This window comes from uncultured Gemmiger sp., from assembly GCF_934561205.1.
In the GTDB taxonomy this organism is placed as follows: Bacteria; Bacillota; Clostridia; order Oscillospirales; family Ruminococcaceae; genus Gemmiger.
The window spans coordinates 26,152-43,722 of the sequence record NZ_CAKTFU010000010.1; the positions used below are offsets into that span (position 1 = coordinate 26,152).

The 17,571-nt window shown below is 59.3% G+C and carries 11 protein-coding genes; 8 read left to right on the forward strand and 3 right to left on the reverse strand.

The annotated features are described in order from the left end of the window. Nucleotides 1-203: 203 nt before the first annotated feature. Both Q0I19_RS07440 and Q0I19_RS07445 read left to right on the forward strand, forming a co-directional pair. Nucleotides 204-1,463 carry a saccharopine dehydrogenase family protein gene (locus tag Q0I19_RS07440; RefSeq protein ID WP_294760220.1) on the forward strand — a complete coding sequence of 420 codons (1,260 nt, stop codon included), beginning with the start codon at nucleotides 204-206 and terminating at the stop codon, nucleotides 1,461-1,463. Beyond that, nucleotides 1,463-2,671: a carboxynorspermidine decarboxylase gene (locus Q0I19_RS07445; RefSeq protein ID WP_294760218.1), complete on the forward strand. Its 1,209-nt coding sequence runs from the start codon at nucleotides 1,463-1,465 to the stop codon at nucleotides 2,669-2,671. Before Q0I19_RS07440 ends, Q0I19_RS07445 begins: the two co-directional genes overlap by 1 nt. A 114-nt stretch (nucleotides 2,672-2,785) precedes the next feature. Here Q0I19_RS07445 and Q0I19_RS07450 read toward each other — a convergent pair whose 3' ends face one another. Then, entirely contained in the window at nucleotides 2,786-3,457 is a 672-nt protein-coding gene (locus Q0I19_RS07450) for a TrkA family potassium uptake protein (RefSeq protein ID WP_294760217.1), read from the reverse strand. Between the two features lie 16 nt (nucleotides 3,458-3,473). Beyond that, nucleotides 3,474-4,781, reverse strand: coding sequence for a potassium transporter TrkG (locus tag Q0I19_RS07455; protein WP_294760215.1), 1,308 nt, complete (start codon nucleotides 4,779-4,781; stop codon nucleotides 3,474-3,476). 679 nt (nucleotides 4,782-5,460) lie between these two features. On the opposite strand from Q0I19_RS07455, the gene thrS reads away from it, so the two are divergent. From thrS to Q0I19_RS07475, 4 genes are all read left to right on the forward strand, one after another. Next, nucleotides 5,461-7,245: a threonine--tRNA ligase gene (gene thrS / locus Q0I19_RS07460; protein WP_294760213.1), complete on the forward strand. Its 1,785-nt coding sequence runs from the start codon at nucleotides 5,461-5,463 to the stop codon at nucleotides 7,243-7,245. A 561-nt stretch (nucleotides 7,246-7,806) separates the two neighbouring features. Continuing rightward, nucleotides 7,807-10,227 (forward strand): diguanylate cyclase, encoded by a 2,421-nt coding sequence (locus Q0I19_RS07465; RefSeq protein WP_294760212.1) that lies wholly within the window; start codon nucleotides 7,807-7,809, stop codon nucleotides 10,225-10,227. Between the two features lie 625 nt (nucleotides 10,228-10,852). After that, the gene (locus tag Q0I19_RS07470) at nucleotides 10,853-11,197 is read left to right on the forward strand and encodes an Hpt domain-containing protein (RefSeq protein WP_294760210.1); all 345 of its coding nucleotides are present in this window, start codon (nucleotides 10,853-10,855) and stop codon (nucleotides 11,195-11,197) included. A 236-nt stretch (nucleotides 11,198-11,433) separates the two neighbouring features. After that, entirely contained in the window at nucleotides 11,434-14,256 is a 2,823-nt protein-coding gene (locus Q0I19_RS07475; RefSeq protein WP_294760209.1) for a transporter substrate-binding domain-containing protein, read from the forward strand. A gap of 252 nt (nucleotides 14,257-14,508) precedes the next feature. Here the strand turns inward: Q0I19_RS07475 and Q0I19_RS07480 are convergent, their stop codons facing one another. Then, nucleotides 14,509-14,940: an RrF2 family transcriptional regulator gene (locus Q0I19_RS07480; RefSeq protein ID WP_294760208.1), complete on the reverse strand. Its 432-nt coding sequence runs from the start codon at nucleotides 14,938-14,940 to the stop codon at nucleotides 14,509-14,511. A gap of 246 nt (nucleotides 14,941-15,186) precedes the next feature. Here Q0I19_RS07480 and cysK point away from each other — a divergent pair, with 246 nt between their 5' ends. Together cysK and mnmA are read left to right on the forward strand one after the other, a co-directional pair. Further along, entirely contained in the window at nucleotides 15,187-16,119 is a 933-nt protein-coding gene (gene cysK, locus Q0I19_RS07485; protein ID WP_294760207.1) for a cysteine synthase A, read from the forward strand. Between the two features lie 84 nt (nucleotides 16,120-16,203). Further along, nucleotides 16,204-17,283, forward strand: coding sequence for a tRNA 2-thiouridine(34) synthase MnmA (gene mnmA / locus Q0I19_RS07490; RefSeq protein ID WP_294760205.1), 1,080 nt, complete (start codon nucleotides 16,204-16,206; stop codon nucleotides 17,281-17,283). The last annotated feature ends 288 nt before the right edge of the window (nucleotides 17,284-17,571 follow it).

Consider the following 17,571-nt stretch of genomic DNA (forward strand, 5'->3'; position numbering starts at 1 on the left):
GAAGCTGTCACCGCAGGTGACTGATGAGGGGGGACTTTCCGGGAACCTCTCCCCTCATCCGGCGCGCAGGCGCGCCACCTTCTCCCCCAAGGGAGAAGGCTTTCCCGCCCGTATCCCACTCTATAAAAATGTGTCCGCATCGCGGGCACACCAAATTTATTATCTTTTATCTTTTATCTATTATCTTAAAAAAGGAGCCTCCTATGAGCAAAGTTCTTGTTATCGGCTGCGGCGGCGTTGCGTCCGTCGCCATCTCCAAGTGCTGCCAGGTCAGCGACGTTTTCACCGAGCTGTGCATCGCCAGCCGCACCAAATCCAAGTGCGACGCGCTGGCCGCCAAGCTCGCCCCGCACACCGCCACCAAAATCACCACCGCACAGGTCGATGCCGACGACGTGCAGCAGCTGTGCGACCTCATCAACGCCTACAAGCCTGACCTCGTGATGAACATCGCCCTGCCGTATCAGGACCTGACCATCATGGACGCCTGCCTTGCCTGCGGCGTCAACTACATGGACACCGCCAACTACGAACCCGAAAACACCGACGACCCCGCTTGGCGCGCCGTCTACGAAAAGCGCTGCAAGGAAGAAGGCTTTTCTGCCTACTTCGATTACAGCTGGCAGTGGGCGTACAAGAAAAAGTTCGAGGACGCCGGTCTGACCGCCCTGCTGGGCTGCGGCTTTGACCCGGGTGTAACGCAGGCTTACTGCGCCTACGCCGCCAAGCACGAGTTCGATTCCATCGACACCATCGACATTCTGGACTGCAACGGCGGCGACCACGGCTACGCCTTTGCCACCAACTTCAACCCCGAGATCAACCTGCGCGAGGTGTCCGCCCCCGGCAGCTATATGGAAAACGGCAAGTGGGTCGAGATCCCTGCCATGAGCATCAAGCGCGAGTACAACTTTGATCAGGTCGGGCAGAAGGATATGTACCTGCTCCACCACGAGGAGATCGAATCCCTGGGCAAAAACCTGCCCGATGTCAAGCGCATCCGTTTCTTTATGACCTTTGGGCAGAGCTATCTGGATCATATGCGCTGCCTGGAGGACGTGGGGATGCTGTCCACCACGCCCATCAACTACAACGGGCAGGAGATCGTACCCATCCAGTTCCTCAAGGCGCTGCTGCCCGACCCCGCCAGCCTCGGCCCGCGCACCAAGGGCAAGACCAACATCGGCTGCATCTTTACCGGCAAAAAGGACGGCAAGGACAAAACCTACTACATCTACAACGTCTGCGACCACGAGGCCTGCTATCGCGAAGTCGGCAGCCAGGCCATCAGCTACACCACCGGTGTGCCCGCTATGTGCGGCGCGCTGATGATGCTGACCGGCGAATGGGTCAAGCCCGGCGTCTATACGGTCGAGGAATTCAACCCCGACCCGTTCCTCGACGCGCTGGACAAGTACGGTCTGCCCCGCAGCGAGAACTTCGCTCCGGCGCTGGTGGACTGATGCCCGCGCCGGATACCCGCCCGCCGTTTGCGGCGCTGGGCGGCGTTCTGCCCGCCGCGCTGCACACCCTGCCCACGCCCTGCTACCTGCTGGACGAGGGCGCGCTGCGCCGCAATGCCGAACTGCTGGGCGCACTGGCACAGCGCACGGGCTGCAAAATTCTGCTGGCGCAAAAGGCGTTCAGCAACTATGACCTGTACCCGCTGCTGGCGCCGCACCTTGCCGGCACCGAAGCCAGCGGTCTGTACGAAGCCCGCCTTGGCGCCGAGGAAATGCCCGGCGGCGAGGTACACGTTTTCTGCGCCGCCTACCGCGACGACGAGATGGACGAGCTGCTGCGCTACGCCGACCACATTGTGTTCAACTCGCCCGCGCAGCTGGCAAAATTCGGCGCCAAGGTCAAGGCGGCGGGCAAAAGCGTGGGGCTGCGCATCAACCCCGAATGCTCCACGCAGGACGGTCACGCCATCTACGACCCCTGCGCCCCCGGCAGCCGCTTAGGCACGACCCGCGCCGCGTGGGATGCCGCTGTGGCGCAAAACCCCGCCTTACCGGGGCTTTTGGACGGACTGCATTTCCACACCCTGTGCGAGCAGGACGCCGACGCGCTGGCGATGACGCTGGACGCCGTGGCAGAAAAATTCGGCGATATACTGCCCAAAATGCAGTGGGTGAACTTCGGCGGCGGGCATCACATCACCCGCCCCGGCTATGACATCGAAATGCTGGAACACTGCATTGCCCGCGCGCAAAATGCGTGGGGCGTCACGGTGTATCTGGAGCCGGGCGAGGCCTGCGCGCTGAACGCCGGATATCTTTTGACCCGCGTGCTGGACGTGGTGCAAAACGGCGGCACAACGGTGGCCATTCTGGATGCCAGTGCCGCCTGCCATATGCCGGACGTCATCGAAATGCCCTACCGCCCGCCGCTGCTGTTTGCCGGGGACGCCGGGCAAAAGCCCTGCACCGTGCGTCTGGCGGGGCCGACCTGCCTGGCGGGGGACGTCATCGGGGATTACAGCTTTGACGCCGTGCCCCGAGCGGGGGATTTGCTGGTGTTCGGCGACATGGCGATTTACACCACCTGCAAGAACAACACCTTTAACGGGATGCCCCTGCCCGCCATCTGTGTCCGCGACGAAGCGGGCAACGTGCGGGAGCTGGTGAAATTCGGATACCGCGATTTCAAGGCAAGACTGGGGAGATAAAAACCAGCGCTCTGCACGGCAGAGCGCTGGTTTTTTAGATAATAGATAAGAGATAATAGATAATAAATAGGGTGGAGTTTTCGCCGAAGGCGAAAACAAAAACGCGAGAAAAGCTTATTTCTGCATCGCGTGCTCGAAATGCTCCAGCTTTTCGGTCTTGCCGATAACCGACACCGTGTCGCCCTTGGCAAACACATAATCGGGCGAAAATTCCACGTCGGTATGCTGTTCATGCTCCACGGCAATGATGTTGATGCCGTACACGCGGCGCAGGTTCAGATCCTTGACGCTGTGTCCGACCAGCTGCCCCGACGCCACGATGCGCCGCACTTCCACGTTGTCGCCCAGCGTGACGTAGTCCAGCATATTGCCGTTGATTAGTCGCTTGCCGATGCGCACCGCCATATCGGCCTCGGGGTAAACGACATCCGCGCCCAGCTGCTTCAGCACCTCGCCATGTACGTCGCTGGCGGCCTTGGCGATGACGTGCGGCACGCCCAGCTTCAGCACCTGCATCGTGGTCATAATGCTCACGTCCACGCGCTCACCGATGCAGATGGTCACGGTGCCGCAGTTGTGCATACCGGTTTCGCGCAGCGCCTGCTCGGTCAGCGCGCCCACCACAAAGGCGTAGTCGGTGTCGCCGCGCACCGCCTTGACCTTTTCCTCGTCCTTATCAACGGCGATGACCTCCTTGCCGGCGGCTGCCAGCGTCTTGACCAGCGCCGTGCCGAAACGCCCCAAACCGATGACGCCGTAGGTCTGGGCAGGAATTTGCTTTTTCATTTTCGATACCTCGTTCTCAGCCAATGGTAATGGCTTCTTCGGTGTAATGGGCGACCGGCGCGGGGCGGTTGACCCAGAGCGACAGCAGGGTAAAGGCACCCACGCGCCCGATGTACATGGTAAAGATCAGCACCCAGCGGCTGGCGGCGCAAAGCCCGCCCGTAATGCCCATGCTGAGTCCTGCCGTGCTGTAGGCGGAAATTTCCTCAAACAGCAGGGCGATAAAATCCGTCTGCGGTTCCAGCAGGCACAGCAAAAATGTGCCTACCAACGCCACAATAATGCCCAGCAGCGTGATGGTGGCAGCGCGGGACAGGGCATCCTTGGGCAGACGGCGGTGGAACGCCCCCGGTCTGCGCTTGGAAAACACCGACGAAACCTCCTGCATCAGCACAAAAAAGGTCGTCGTTTTAATGCCGCCGCCCGTCGACCCCGGCGATGCGCCGATAAACATCAGCAGCATCACGACCATCAGCCCCGCCTTGCTGAACTCGCCCAGCGGGTAGGTGGCAAACCCGGCGGTGCGGGTGGTCATACTGGTAAACAGGCAGCCCAGCCAGGGCAGCCCCTCGGTCAGGCGCAGCAGCACGGTGCCGCCCAGCAGCAGCGCGGCGGTGGTGGAAAGCACCACCTTGGTGTGCAGCGAAAATTTGCGGAAGCAGAACCGGCAGTGCTGCATGTCCACCAGCACCAGAAAGCCGATGCCGCCCACAATGACCATTGCATCGGTGACAAGGTTCAGAACGACGTCGCTCTGGTAAGGCACCAGCCCGCGCCCGCCGCCCAAAATATCAAACCCGGCGTTGTTAAAGGACGCTATAGCGTGGAAAACGCTGATCCACGCCGCCTTGGCGGGGGCAAAATCCCGCACAAAGCTCGTGTAGCTGACGGCGGCGCCGACCCCCTCGCACACAAGGGTCACGGTAAAAACGGCGTGGATCAGCTTGACCATGCCGGAAAAGCTGTCCACGTTCAGCGCCTCGCGCACAAGGCTGCGCCCGCGTATGCTGATGGACCGCCCGGCAGCCAGCGCCAGCGCAATGCCCACCGAGGTAATGCCCAATCCGCCGATCTGGATCAGCAGCGCCAGCACGACCTGCCCGAACAGGGTAAGGGTGTCGGCGGCGTCCACAACGACCAGCCCTGTCACGCAGACGGCGCTGGTGGCGGTAAACAGCGAATCCAGCGGGGTAAAGGTCTGCCCCGGCTTGACCGAGCAGGGCAGCAGCAGCAGCCCCGCGCCCAGCAGAATGACCAGCGCAAACCCGGCGGCGATAATGCGCCCCGGCGGCTGCCGCCGAAGGAAGTTTTGGATAGATTTCAAATTTGACACCTGTTTCGCTCTCTATGTTATAAGGAAAGGAAAATACCCCGGCAGGCTGTCGATAAACCTAATGGGGTAATTGCGAACTTTCGGTTGCTTTGTAGGGAACGGTCTTGACCGTTCCGTGCTGCCTTGCCAAAAGCACGACACAGTGTGAAAACTGCGCGCCATTCGGCGCGATTTTATGCGCTGCGCGCGGCCAGATGTGCGGATGGGTCAAGACCCATCCCTACAAATGTCCCGAAAACGGACTTTTTCTACAAGCTGAGGGCGCTTTGCGCGCCTTGCCTTGATAATAGCATGTTGCCGCCCCAGCGTCAAGCGCGACCGACAAACTTTACAAAAAATACCGCTTGACTTCCCGGCGGGAGTGTGCTATATTCAAATTAACTTCATCCTGTTAAAGCTTTGAGGCAGACAAACGGGACATTGCAAGCAGCTAACAGAGAGAGCCGCCGCGGGTTTTCGCGTGGTGTAAGCGGCTTTAGACGCTGCAGCGTTCTTACCACTGCCGAGCGCGGGGGCGAACCCCTGCCGGGTACAGCCCGTTACAGCTGCATCGAGTGGTGCCGTTGCGGCACAATCTGGGTGGAACCGTGGAGTATTTGCAATGCTTCATCCCTTGTACAGTGGGGATGAAGCATTTTTTTGTTGCGTCAAACGCAAAGGAGAGTGTATTATGAAGATCATCTACAAGGACGGCGTCGTCGCCGAATGCCCGCAGGAGGAAGAACTGCACGTTCTGCGCCACACGGCAGCCCACATCATGGCACAGGCCATCAAGCGCCTGTACCCGCAGGCGGACTTTGCCTTCGGCCCCGCCACCGAGAACGGCTTCTACTATGACGTGGATCTGGGCGACACCAAGCTCAGCGATGAGGATCTTGCCAACATCGAAAAAGAGATGAAGAAGATCTGCAAGGAAAACCTGCCCATCAAGCCCTTTATCCTGCCCCGTGACGAGGCAGTCAAGCTGATGAACGAGCGTCAGGAGCATTACAAGATCGAGCATATGGCAGACCTGGCCGACGAAACCGAGTTCAGCTTCTACCAGCAGGGCGAGTATGTCGATATGTGCATCGGACCCCACCTGTGCTACACCAAGGCGCTGAAGGCGTTCAAGATCACCCAGCAGTCCGGCGCGTACTGGAAAAACGACAAGGAAAACAAGATGCTGACCCGCATCAACGGCGTGGCTTTCCGCAATCAGGAGGAGCTGGACGCCTGGGAAAAGCAGCAGCAGGAAGCGCGTGAGCGCGACCACCGCAAGATCGGCAAGGAGATGCGCCTGTTTATGACCGACGATCTGGTCGGGCGCGGTCTGCCGATGTTCCTGCCCAACGGCTACATCGTCTGGCAGCAGCTGGAGGATTATATCAAGGAGAAGGAGCGCAAGCGCGGCTACCTGCACGTTATGACCCCCTGCATCGGCACCGTGAACCTGTACAAGACCTCCGGTCACTGGGATCACTACCGCGAGAATATGTTCCCCGCCATGGAGATGGAGGGCGAAAGCTATGTTCTGCGCCCGATGAACTGCCCCCATCATATGATGATCTACGCCAACCGCCCGCACAGCTACCGTCAGCTGCCCATCCGCATCGGCGAAATTGCCCACGACTTCCGTTACGAGTCCTCCGGCACGCTGAAGGGCATCGAGCGCGGCCGTCACTTCTGCCAGAACGACGCCCACCTGTTCTGCACGCCCGAGCAGATCAAGAGCGAGGTTGCCGATGTTTGCAGCCTGATTTTTGAGGTGTACAAGGACTTCGGCATCACCGATTACCGCTGCGTGCTGTCCCTGCGCGACCCCGCCGACAAGAAGAAGTACCACGACGACGATGCCATGTGGAACCATGCCGAGCAGGCGCTGCGCGAGGTGCTGACCGAGCTGGGCATCCAGTTTACCGAGGAGATCGGCGAGGCTGCCTTCTACGGTCCCAAGCTGGACGTCAACGTCAAGCCCGCCGTCGGTGCCGAGTACACGCTGTCCACCTGCCAGCTGGACTTCTGCCTGCCCGCCAAGTTCCACCTGACCTATGTGGATTCCGACGGCAGCGAAAAGACCCCCGTGGTGCTGCACCGCGCCATCCTCGGCTCTCTGGACCGCTTTATGGCGTACCTGATCGAGGAGACCAAGGGTCGTTTCCCGACCTGGCTGGCCCCCACGCAGGTCAAGGTGCTGCCCGTCAGCGAAAAGACGCTGGACTACGCCCGCAGCGTGGCCGACAAGCTGTCCGCCGCCGGTGTCCGCGTTGTGCTGGATGAGTCCAACGAGAAGATCGGCTACAAGATCCGCGAGGCACAGCAGGTTGACCGCGTGCCGTATATGCTGGTTCTGGGCGCCAAGGAGGCCGAGGCCGGCAACATCAGCGTGCGCGACCGCAAGGGCGAGACCACCACGATGGAGCAGGACGCTTTTGTCGAAATGGTCGTCAACGAGATCAAGACCCGCAAAAACTGATAATGTTTTCAAGGCTTCCGCTGCGGCGGAGGCCTTTTTTTGTAAATAAAAGATAAAAGATAATAGATAATAAATAAGGTGTGCCCGCCGTGCGGGCACAATGAAACAAAACGCGCGGTAGGGGCGGGGCACGCCCCGCCCGCGGTTTTAAGGCGGTAACGACATAACGGGTACTCCGTAGGGGCGGCATATATGCCGCCCGCGGTTTGTCGATAAACCTAATGGGATGATTGCGAACATTCGATTCGTTTGTAGGGAACGGTCTTGACCGTTCCCTGCTGCCTTGCCAAAAGCACGACATGGCGAGAAAACTGCGCGCCGTTCGGCGCGATTTTATGCGCTGCGCGCGGCCAGATGTGCGGATGGGTCGAGACCCATCCCTACAAATATCCCGGAAACAGACTTTTTCTACAAGCGCCACCTTCCCCCCAAGGGGAAGGCTTTTTTCGGCAAAACCGAGATTGTCTATTGCAATTTGCCCCGTGCGTATACTATAATCAGTATATAATGCAAAAAATGTTCTGTGACCGTGCGATTTACGAAGGAAGATGGTGTTGAACTGTGCCCCTGAAACCAAAGATCCTGATTGCCGACGACTCCGCTATGAACCGTGCCATTCTGGTGGAAATGCTGGGCGACGGCTATGATATCCTGGAGGCCGAAAACGGCCGTGAGGCTGTGCAGATTTTGCAAAGCGGGTCGGAGATCGACCTGCTGCTGCTGGATATCATGATGCCCGAAATGGACGGCTTTGAAGTGCTGGAGCAGATGAAACGCTGCGGCTGGATCGAGGAAGTGCCGGTCATTATGATTTCGGCCGAAAACGGCTCGGCGTATGTGGAACGCGCCTACGACATGGGTGCAACCGACTTTATCGGCCGCCCGTTTGATATGGCCATTGTGCGCCGCCGCGTCACCAATACGCTGATGCTGTACACCAAGCAAAAGCAGCTGGTCGGCTTGGTCGCCAGGCAGGTGTACGAAAACCAAAAAAGCAACAACCTGATGATCAGCATCCTGAGCCATATCGTTGAGTTCCGCAACGGCGAAAGCGGACAGCATGTTCTGCACATACGCACCGCCACCGAGCTGATTCTGAACCATCTGAGCCAGAAAACCGACCGGTACAAGCTGTCGGCGGCGGATATCGCCATGATCGGCACGGCGTCCTCGCTGCATGATATCGGCAAGATCAACATCCCGGAGGAGATTCTCAACAAGCCGGGCCGCCTGACCAAAGAAGAATTTGACATCATGAAAACGCACACCACCATCGGTGCGCATATTCTGGAAAACCTGCCCTTCCAGCAAAAGGAACCGCTGGTCGAGGTCAGCTACCAGATCTGCCGCTGGCACCACGAGCGGTGGGACGGCCGCGGTTACCCCGATGGGCTGAAGGGTGAGGAGATCCCCATCGCGGCGCAGGTGGTGGCGCTGGCCGACGTCTACGACGCGCTGACCAGTGAGCGCTGCTACAAAAAAGCCTTTGATCACGACACCGCCGTAAAGATGATCCTGAACAGCGAGTGCGGTGCCTTTAACCCGCTGCTGATGGAATGCCTGACCGAGCTGTCGGATGCGCTGCACAAGGCCCTGACCGACAACGAGTCCGCCACACAGCACGATCTGGGCATGAATACGCGCAAAATTGCCGATGCGCTGCTGCACGAAAACGCCCTGCCCGAAACAACGCGGCTGGAGGATATCCTGCAGATCGACCGGGCAAAAAAAGAGTTCTTTACCCAAAACACCCCCGGCCTGCAGGTGGACTATGACGAAACCGCCGACGTGGCTTCCGTGTCGCAGTGGGGCGTAAAAAACCTGCACTGTGCGCGCACTATGTCAGGCCAACAGGCGCTGCAAAGTCTCTTTGTGTCCGAAAACGACCGCCGCGCCCTGTTGGAGGCCGTGGCAGCCGCCGACCCCGAACACCCCGACACGGCCGTTACGGCAATGATGTCGGTCAACGGACTGCTGCGCTGGTATAAGATACATGTCCGCACACTGTGGCTGCACGAGGACACCCCCACCCGCGTGGGTCTTGTTATGCTGGCCGAGGACGTACACGAAAAAACCCTGAAGGAGATCCCCATGGTGCCCAAGGACGGCATCATTACCACCGCCGCAGGAATGACCGGCATGATGCGCCTTTTGCGGAACATCTTTGACATTGTGCGCCTGGTGGATGTCGGCAACACCTGCGTGGTGCATCTGGACGAGGACGTTGACACCGTAGACCGCGACCACCCCTGCTACGCCGTGTGGAACCGCGAAAAACGCTGCGAAAACTGCGTGTCCTTCAAGGCGTTTACCCAAAAGACCCAGCTTGCTAAAATCGAGTTCATCGGCGAGGATGCCTATCAGGTCATCTCCAAATATGCGGAGGTCGAGGGCCGCGCCTGTGTGCTGGAGCTGGTGGTCAAGCTGCGCAAGGACATGCCGCTGTCCTTCCACGGGCGGGATCATCTGGTGCGCTCGCTGCAGCAGTATTCGCAGGAGCTGTACATGGACGCCCTGACCGGCGCATATAACCGCCGCTACTACGAGGAACATTTCTGTGAGCATGATCGTGCCGACGGCGTGGCGGTTATCGACGTAGACCATTTCAAGGAGATCAATGACACCTACGGCCACCCGGCGGGCGATGCCGCGCTGCGCACCATTGTAAAGGCCGTTGTGGGCTGCATACGCGGCAGCGATATTCTGATACGCTACGGCGGCGACGAATTTTTGCTGGTGTTCCCCGAGATCCCCGAAAACATCTTCTATCAGCGCTTGCAGGAAATCAGCCGCGCCGTGGCCGATGCCGCCGTGCCCGAACACCCCGACATGAAACTGAGCGTCAGCGTGGGCGGCGTGTACCGCATGACTCCGCTGAGCGACGCCGTATACCACGCTGATCTGCTGATGTACCGCGCCAAACAGGAAAAGCACCACATGATGCTGCACAACCACGAGCATGACCGATCCATGCCGGATTGACCCTGGTACTTTCTTTGGACGCCCCGCCCACCCGCTCCCGTCTTACGGCTCCGCCGAAAAATTCACCACCCCGTAGGGGCGGGGCATGCCCCGCCCGCGACCTAACGGCAACAACAACCTTACGGGTTGGGTTGTAGGGGCGGCATATATGCCGCCCGTTGCAGCTATCCCGGTAATGCGACATAACGGGTAAACCGCACGGGACGCATATATGCGTCCCCTACAAACCTGCCGGAAATGGACACTTTGCATTGTAACTGCTTACCTCCCGGTTGCTTGTAGGGAGGGGTCTTGACCCCTCCTTGCCGCCTTACGGTTATTGCAATAACCAAAACCCACCACCCCGTAGGGGCGGGGCATGCCCCGCCCGCGACCTAACGGCAACAACAACCTTACGGGTTAGTCCGTAGGGGCGGTCATTGACCGCCCGTGCAATCATCCCGGCAGCGCAACCTAACGGGTAAACCCCGCGGGCGAGCAATGCTCGCCCCTACAACTAAAGGAATCATTGCAATAAAATAAAAACGTGTCCGCATGGCGGACACACCGAATCTAAACTCTAAACTCTACACTCTACACTCTGAGCAAAGGGCGTTTTACGCCCGCAAAAAAGGAGAAAATCATCATGACTTTGCAGGAATTTTATCCTCTCGTCGGCGGCGACTACGCGGCCACACTGGGCCGCCTGCCCAGCGAGGCTCTGGTCAAAAAGTTTTTGCTGAAATATCCCGCCGACCCCAGCTATGCCCAGCTGGAAACCGCCCTGGCCGCCCAAGACTGGGACGCCGCCTTCCGCGCCGCCCACACCCTTAAGGGCGTAGCCCAAAACCTGGGTCTGGAAACCCTGTACAAGGCCGCCGCCGCGCTGACCGACGCCGTGCGCGGCCCCAAGCCCCTGGCCGATGCCTCGCTTTGGCCGCCTGTGCAGCAGGCGCACCAGCAGGTTCTGCAGGCCGTCGCCCAACTATAAAGGCAACACCGCACAATTCCCGCCTTACGGCTTAAGCACCGCTACGGCGGCTGTGGCACGGCATCTGCGTCGCCAAAATGCTCGATAATACACAAAGTATTATCTGCGCTTTTGGCTTGGCATCTGCCGCACCTCGCTTGCTGTATCGGCACTTAGAATTATGCGGTATTGCCTAAACGCAACGTTTTAACGCAGCACTCCCACCACTGCGGGTGCTGCGGGCAAGGAGCGCCATAATGAAAACCAGGGTATCATCCCTCCCCAAGCGGGTCGCTGCCTTTTTGTCGGCCTTGTGTATGCTGCTGTGCTTTGCGGCAGCTTTTGCAAGCCCGGCGGCAGCCTCTGCCGACCCGGCCGCCGCAGTTACCAAGCACCTGCGCGTGGGATTTTACGGCTATAACGGCTACAATATGTACGACGACAAGGGCCGCCCCTGCGGCTACGATTATGACGTTCTGCAAAAGCTGGCAGAGTACGATAACTTCACCTACGAGTATTGCGGCTTTGACAGGGACACCGACGGTGTGCTGCAAATGCTGGAAAACGGCGAGGTGGATATCGTCATCAACGTGCGCAAAAACGCCGAAAGGGAACAGCGCTTTGCCTACGCCGCCCAGCCCACCGGCAGCATCTGCACCATGCTTACCGTCAAGGCGGGCAATAGCCGCATCACCGCCGGTGATTACGACAGCTACAACGGTATGCTGGTCGGGCTTTCGCGCACAGGCAACAACCGCAACAGCAGCTTTGCCGAATTTGCCGAAAGCAAGGACTTTACCTACACACCCATTTACTTTGAGGATGACGACCAGATGGCCGTGGCCCTGATGGTGGGGCAGATCGATGCCGCTGTCAGCAACGGTATGCGCGCTACGCAAAACGAGTGGGTGCTGGAAACCTTTGATGAGCAGGATAGCTACATTGTGACGCGCAAGGACGACCGCGAGACGCTGGCCCGCATCAACGGGGCGCTGGCTAAGCTGAACCGCACCGAGCCTGCCTGGCGCAGCACTCTGGACGAAAAATACAGCAGCCGCCACACCAGCAACAAAATTTCGCTGACCGAAACAGAAACCGAGTTCCTGCAAAAGCTCAACGTGCAGGGACGTAAGTTCACCGTGCTGGCCAACCCCGACAATTACCCCTACGCCTACCTGGACGAAAACGGCAACCCAACAGGGATTCTGGTCGATCTGATGAGCAAAATTGCGGGACGCGCGGGGATGCACCTGCAATATCTGCACGTTGCGGACCGCGCCGAATACGAGGCGGCGCTCGCCTCCGGCGAGGCGGATCTCTGCCTGGATATGCCCAAGGATGCCGCCGCAGCCGAGGCTGCCGGATATAAGCTGACGGATTCCTACCTGACGGCGGATTATGCCTGGGTCACCCTGCGCAGCAGCGACAACCACTTTTCCAAGGTGGGCGTGGCGGACAGCACCCTCAACGACTGCTCGGACGAGTGGCTGCACAACTACCTCAAAAGATCCTACCCGTCCTACGACGCCTGCCTGGCAGCCCTGCGCGCGGGCGAGGTGGACGCCTACTTTACCTTCCGCACCCAGGCCGAGCATCTGATCTACGAAAATACCCGCAACGACTTAAAAACCGTCGACAGCGTGTGCAGCATTGATTTTTGCATCGGCGCGGCGCAGCGGCTGGACGTTGCCATTTTGGGGATTTTGAACAAGAGCATTACCAGCCTGACCCGCAACGAGGCCTATGCCATCGCCATTCAGTATACGACCCTGGACAAGCTGGATTTCTCGCTGGTGCGTCTGTTCCACCAGTACCCGGCACTGATAGTGACGGTCATCCTCTGCGTGGTGCTGCTGCTGTTCTGTGTGGTGCTGATCATCCGTGACCGTCACGCGCGGGCGCAGACCGTGCAGGCGCTGCACCGTGCCGAGGAGGCCAGCCGCGCCAAAACGGAATTTTTGTCCAACATGTCCCACGATATCCGCACACCCATCAACGGCATCATGGGCATGATCGACATAGCCCAAAGCGACTTTGACAACAAGGCACGCGTGGCGGACTGCCTGCAAAAAATGCGCGGTGCGGCGACACATCTTTTGTCCCTTGTCAATGACGTTCTGGATATGAGCAAGGTGGAATCCGGCACTGTGCAAATGCTGGACAACCCCTTTGACCTGCGTGTGCTGCTGGAATCCTGCTGCACCATGGTTGAGGGGCAGGTCAACGAGCACAAGCTGACCTTTACCAAGCAGATCGGGCCGTTCTGGCACCCGTACCTGCGCGGCAGCGAGCTGCATATCCGCCAGGTGCTCATCAATATTTTGAGCAACGCCGTAAAATACACCCCCGACGGCGGCACCATTACCTTCCGCGCACGGGAAACGCTGTGCGAGGAGGGGCTGGTGCATCTGCGCATGGAAATTGCGGACAGCGGCATCGGCATGAGCGAGGAATTCCTGCAGCATATTTTCGAGCCGTTCACCCAGGAGGCGCACGGCAGCCGCACCACCTACAAGGGCACGGGGCTGGGCATGGCCATCACCAAAAAGCTGGTCGACCAGATGCACGGCTCACTGGATGTGGAAAGCGAACCGGGCCACGGCACCACCTTTACGGTGCGCCTGTCGCTGCCGTTGGGCAACTATGTGCCCAAGGAGACGGTACCCAAAAAGGGCGAAGGCCCCGAAGATCTGCATGGTCTGCATCTGCTGCTGGCCGAGGATAACGAGCTGAACCGCGAGATCGCCGTCGCGCTGCTGGAGGAGCAGGGGGCGGAAATCACGGCGGTGGTCAACGGCCGCGAGGCGGTGGAGGCCGTGAAAAACGCCCCGCCGGGCGCCTTTGATGCCGTGCTGATGGACGTGATGATGCCCGAAATGAACGGCCTGGACGCCACGCGGGCCATCCGCGAATGGCAGGGCAAGCCGAAGGAGGACGGCATCCCCATCATTGCGATGACCGCCAACGTCTTTGCCGATGACGTCAAGGCTTGTCTGGACGCGGGCATGAACAGCCACGTCGGCAAGCCGCTGAACATGAAACTGCTGGTGGCCGAGATTTTGCGCCTGACACGCAAGTGAATTCTTTGCAAGGCGGTAGGGGCGGGGCATGCCCCGCCCGCGGTTTTACGGTTGCAACAACATAACGGGTGCACCGTAGGGGCGGCATATATGCCGCCTGTTGCAGCCATCCCGGCAAATTAACCTAACGGGTAAACCGCACGGGACGCAACTATGCGTCCCCTACAAACCTGCCGGAAATTTCCTGTTATCGCAAAATTTTCCGCCAAACAACCCACCAACCAAAAAGCCTGTGCATCGCACAGGCTTTTTTCATATCACATAATCGTTGCCCGGCTGTACGCCCTTGGCCAGGTCGGCCAGCGTGATGCCGTCAAAATAATTCTGTATCATGGTGTTTAACTCCCGCCACATCGGCAGGGTACGGCAATCCGCCATGCGCGGGCAATCCGGCGGGTTGTCGCCCAAACACGCCACGGGGGCCAGGCTGCCCTCGGTCAGGCGCAGGATGCTGCCCACCGTGTACTCCTGCGGCGGGCGGGTCAGGCGGTAGCCGCCCGCTTTTCCGCGCAGACCCGTCAAATACTGCGCTTTGACCAGGCTTTTGACAATGGCCTCCAGATATTTTTCAGATATTTCCTGCCGCGCGGCAATTTCGCGCAGGGGCAGGTAACCGTCGTGCTGGTTTTCGGCAATGTCGATCATGACGCGCAGCGCATAGCGGCCTTTGGTTGAGATCATCATAGCAGTGGCTCTCCCTCCTGAACGGTAAGAATTCTTTTTTCCTATTATAACGGTTGGTTGAAGAAAAATCAAGGATAAAAATAATATTTTCCTATTGACAAAGCAGGGAAATGGGTATATAATCCTATTAACCTACAAGAAAGGTATGAAATGCAAAATGAAAGCTCGCTTAACTCCCTATGGGCGATGTCGCCGCTGCGCCGCCCGCCCGTAATACAACATAAACATTTTTTGGAGGAACGCATCATGAGCAACATTTATACATCCGCAGACCAGCTGATCGGCAACACCCCGCTGCTGGAGCTTACCCATATTGAACAGGCCGAAAACCTGCAGGCAAAGATCCTTGCCAAGCTGGAATACTTCAACCCCGCCGGTTCCGTCAAGGACCGCATCGCCAAGGCCATGATCGACGACGCCGAGGCGGCGGGCAAGCTCAAGCCCGGCTCTGTCATCATTGAGCCGACCTCCGGCAACACCGGCATCGGCCTGGCCAGCGTCGCCGCCGCGCGCGGCTACCGCATCATCATCGTCATGCCCGAAACGATGAGCGTCGAGCGCCGCCAGCTCATGAAAGCCTACGGTGCCGAATTGGTGCTGACCGACGGCGCCAAGGGCATGAAGGGTGCCATCGCCAAGGCAGACGAGCTGGCCAAGGAGATCCCTAACAGCTTTGTGCCGGGTCAGTTCGTCAACCCCGCCAACCCTGAGGCACACCGCCGCACCACCGGTCCCGAAATCTGGCAGGACACCGACGGCAAGGTCGATATTTTTGTGGCGGGCGTCGGCACCGGCGGCACCGTTACCGGCACGGGCAGCTACCTCAAGGCGCAGAACCCCGCTGTCAAGGTCGTGGCGGTCGAGCCTGCCTCCAGCCCTGTTTTGAGCAAGGGCACTGCGGGCGCACACAAAATTCAGGGCATCGGCGCGGGCTTCGTACCCGACGTTCTGGACACAAAAGTCTATGACGAGATCATCCCCGTCACCAACGAGGACGCCTTTGCCACGGGCAAGCTGGTCGGCCACAAGGAGGGTGTGCTGGTGGGCATTTCCTCCGGCGCGGCGGTCTGGGCAGCCATTGAACTGGCCAAGCGCCCCGAAAACAAGGGCAAGAACATCGTGGTGCTGCTGCCCGATACCGGCGACCGCTATCTTTCCACCCCGCTGTTTGCGGATTAAGTTGAAAAAATCCTACCGTTTTGTTATAATACAAATGGGCAGACGCCGTGTCTGCCCATTTTTTGATGAAAAGGAGAAACCGATATGTCACAACAGCCCGGCGCACTGATTGCCATGAGCGGCGGCGTGGACAGCTCGGTGGCAGCCTACCTGATGCAGCAGGCGGGCTACCGCTGTGAGGGTGCCACAATGCGCCTGTACCAAAACGAGGAAATGAGTGCGGACGGTCTGCAAACCTGCGGTTCTGCCAAGGATGTCGAGGACGCTGCCGCCGTTGCACAGCGGTTGGGTATGCCCTTTACGGTGCTGAATTATACAGCCGAATTCCGCGAAAACGTCATAAGCAATTTTGTTGCCACCTACGAGGCGGGCGGCACGCCCAACCCCTGCATTGTCTGCAACCGCACGATGAAATTCGGCAGACTGCTGGAGTACGCGCGGCAGCAGGGGCTGGATTATCTGGCCACGGGGCATTACGCCCGCATCGACCGGGACCCCGAAACGGGGCGCTGGCTGCTGAAAAAGGCACAGCATATCGAAAAAGACCAGAGCTATGTCTTGGCGGTAATGAGCCAGGAGCAGCTGGCACACGTTAAATTTCCGTTGGGGGATATGGACAAACCGTCCATCCGCGCCTTGGCGGAAACGCTGCAGTTCTGCAACGCGCACAAGGGCGACAGCCAGGATATCTGCTTTGTGCCCGACGGCGACTACGTCGGTTTTATGGAGCGCTTTACCGGAAAAAGCTACCCTGCCGGCGATTTTGTGGACGTGACCGGCAAGGTCGTGGGGCGGCATCGCGGCGCGGTGCGCTACACCAACGGCCAGCGCAAGGGGCTGGGCCTGGCGCTGGGCGCGCCCGTCTACGTCTGCGGCAAGGATATGGCCGCCAACACGGTGACTGTCGGCCCCGAAAACGTGCTGTTCACCACCACCCTGACCGCCGACAACTGGAACTGGATCTCCATCCCCGACCTGACCGCGCCGCTGCGCGTAAAGGCCAAGGCCCGCTACCGCCAGCCGGAGCAGCCCGCCACCGTTCGCCCGCTGGGCGACGGCAGGGCAGAGGTGGTCTTTGATGCCCCGCAGCGCGCCATCACCCCCGGACAGACGGTGGTTTTGTACGACGGCGACGTGGTCGTCGGCAGCGGAAGGATTTTGTAAGGCAGACGATGATTTCCCCCGGCGGGGAAAATAAAAGTCATGGCGCGGTAGGGGCGGGGCATGCCCCGCCCGCGGCTTTGCGGCGATAACAACAGTATGGGGTATCCGTAGGGGCGGCATATATGCCGCCCGCCGCAGCCATCCCGACAATGCAGCCCAACGGGCAAGCGGCACGGGACGCAACTATGCGTCCCCTACAAACCAAAGGAACAACGGCAAAAAATATCCACTCTGACCAAGCGCTGTCCTGCCAAGCAGGGCGGCGCTTTTTTGGCATAAATCCCAAAA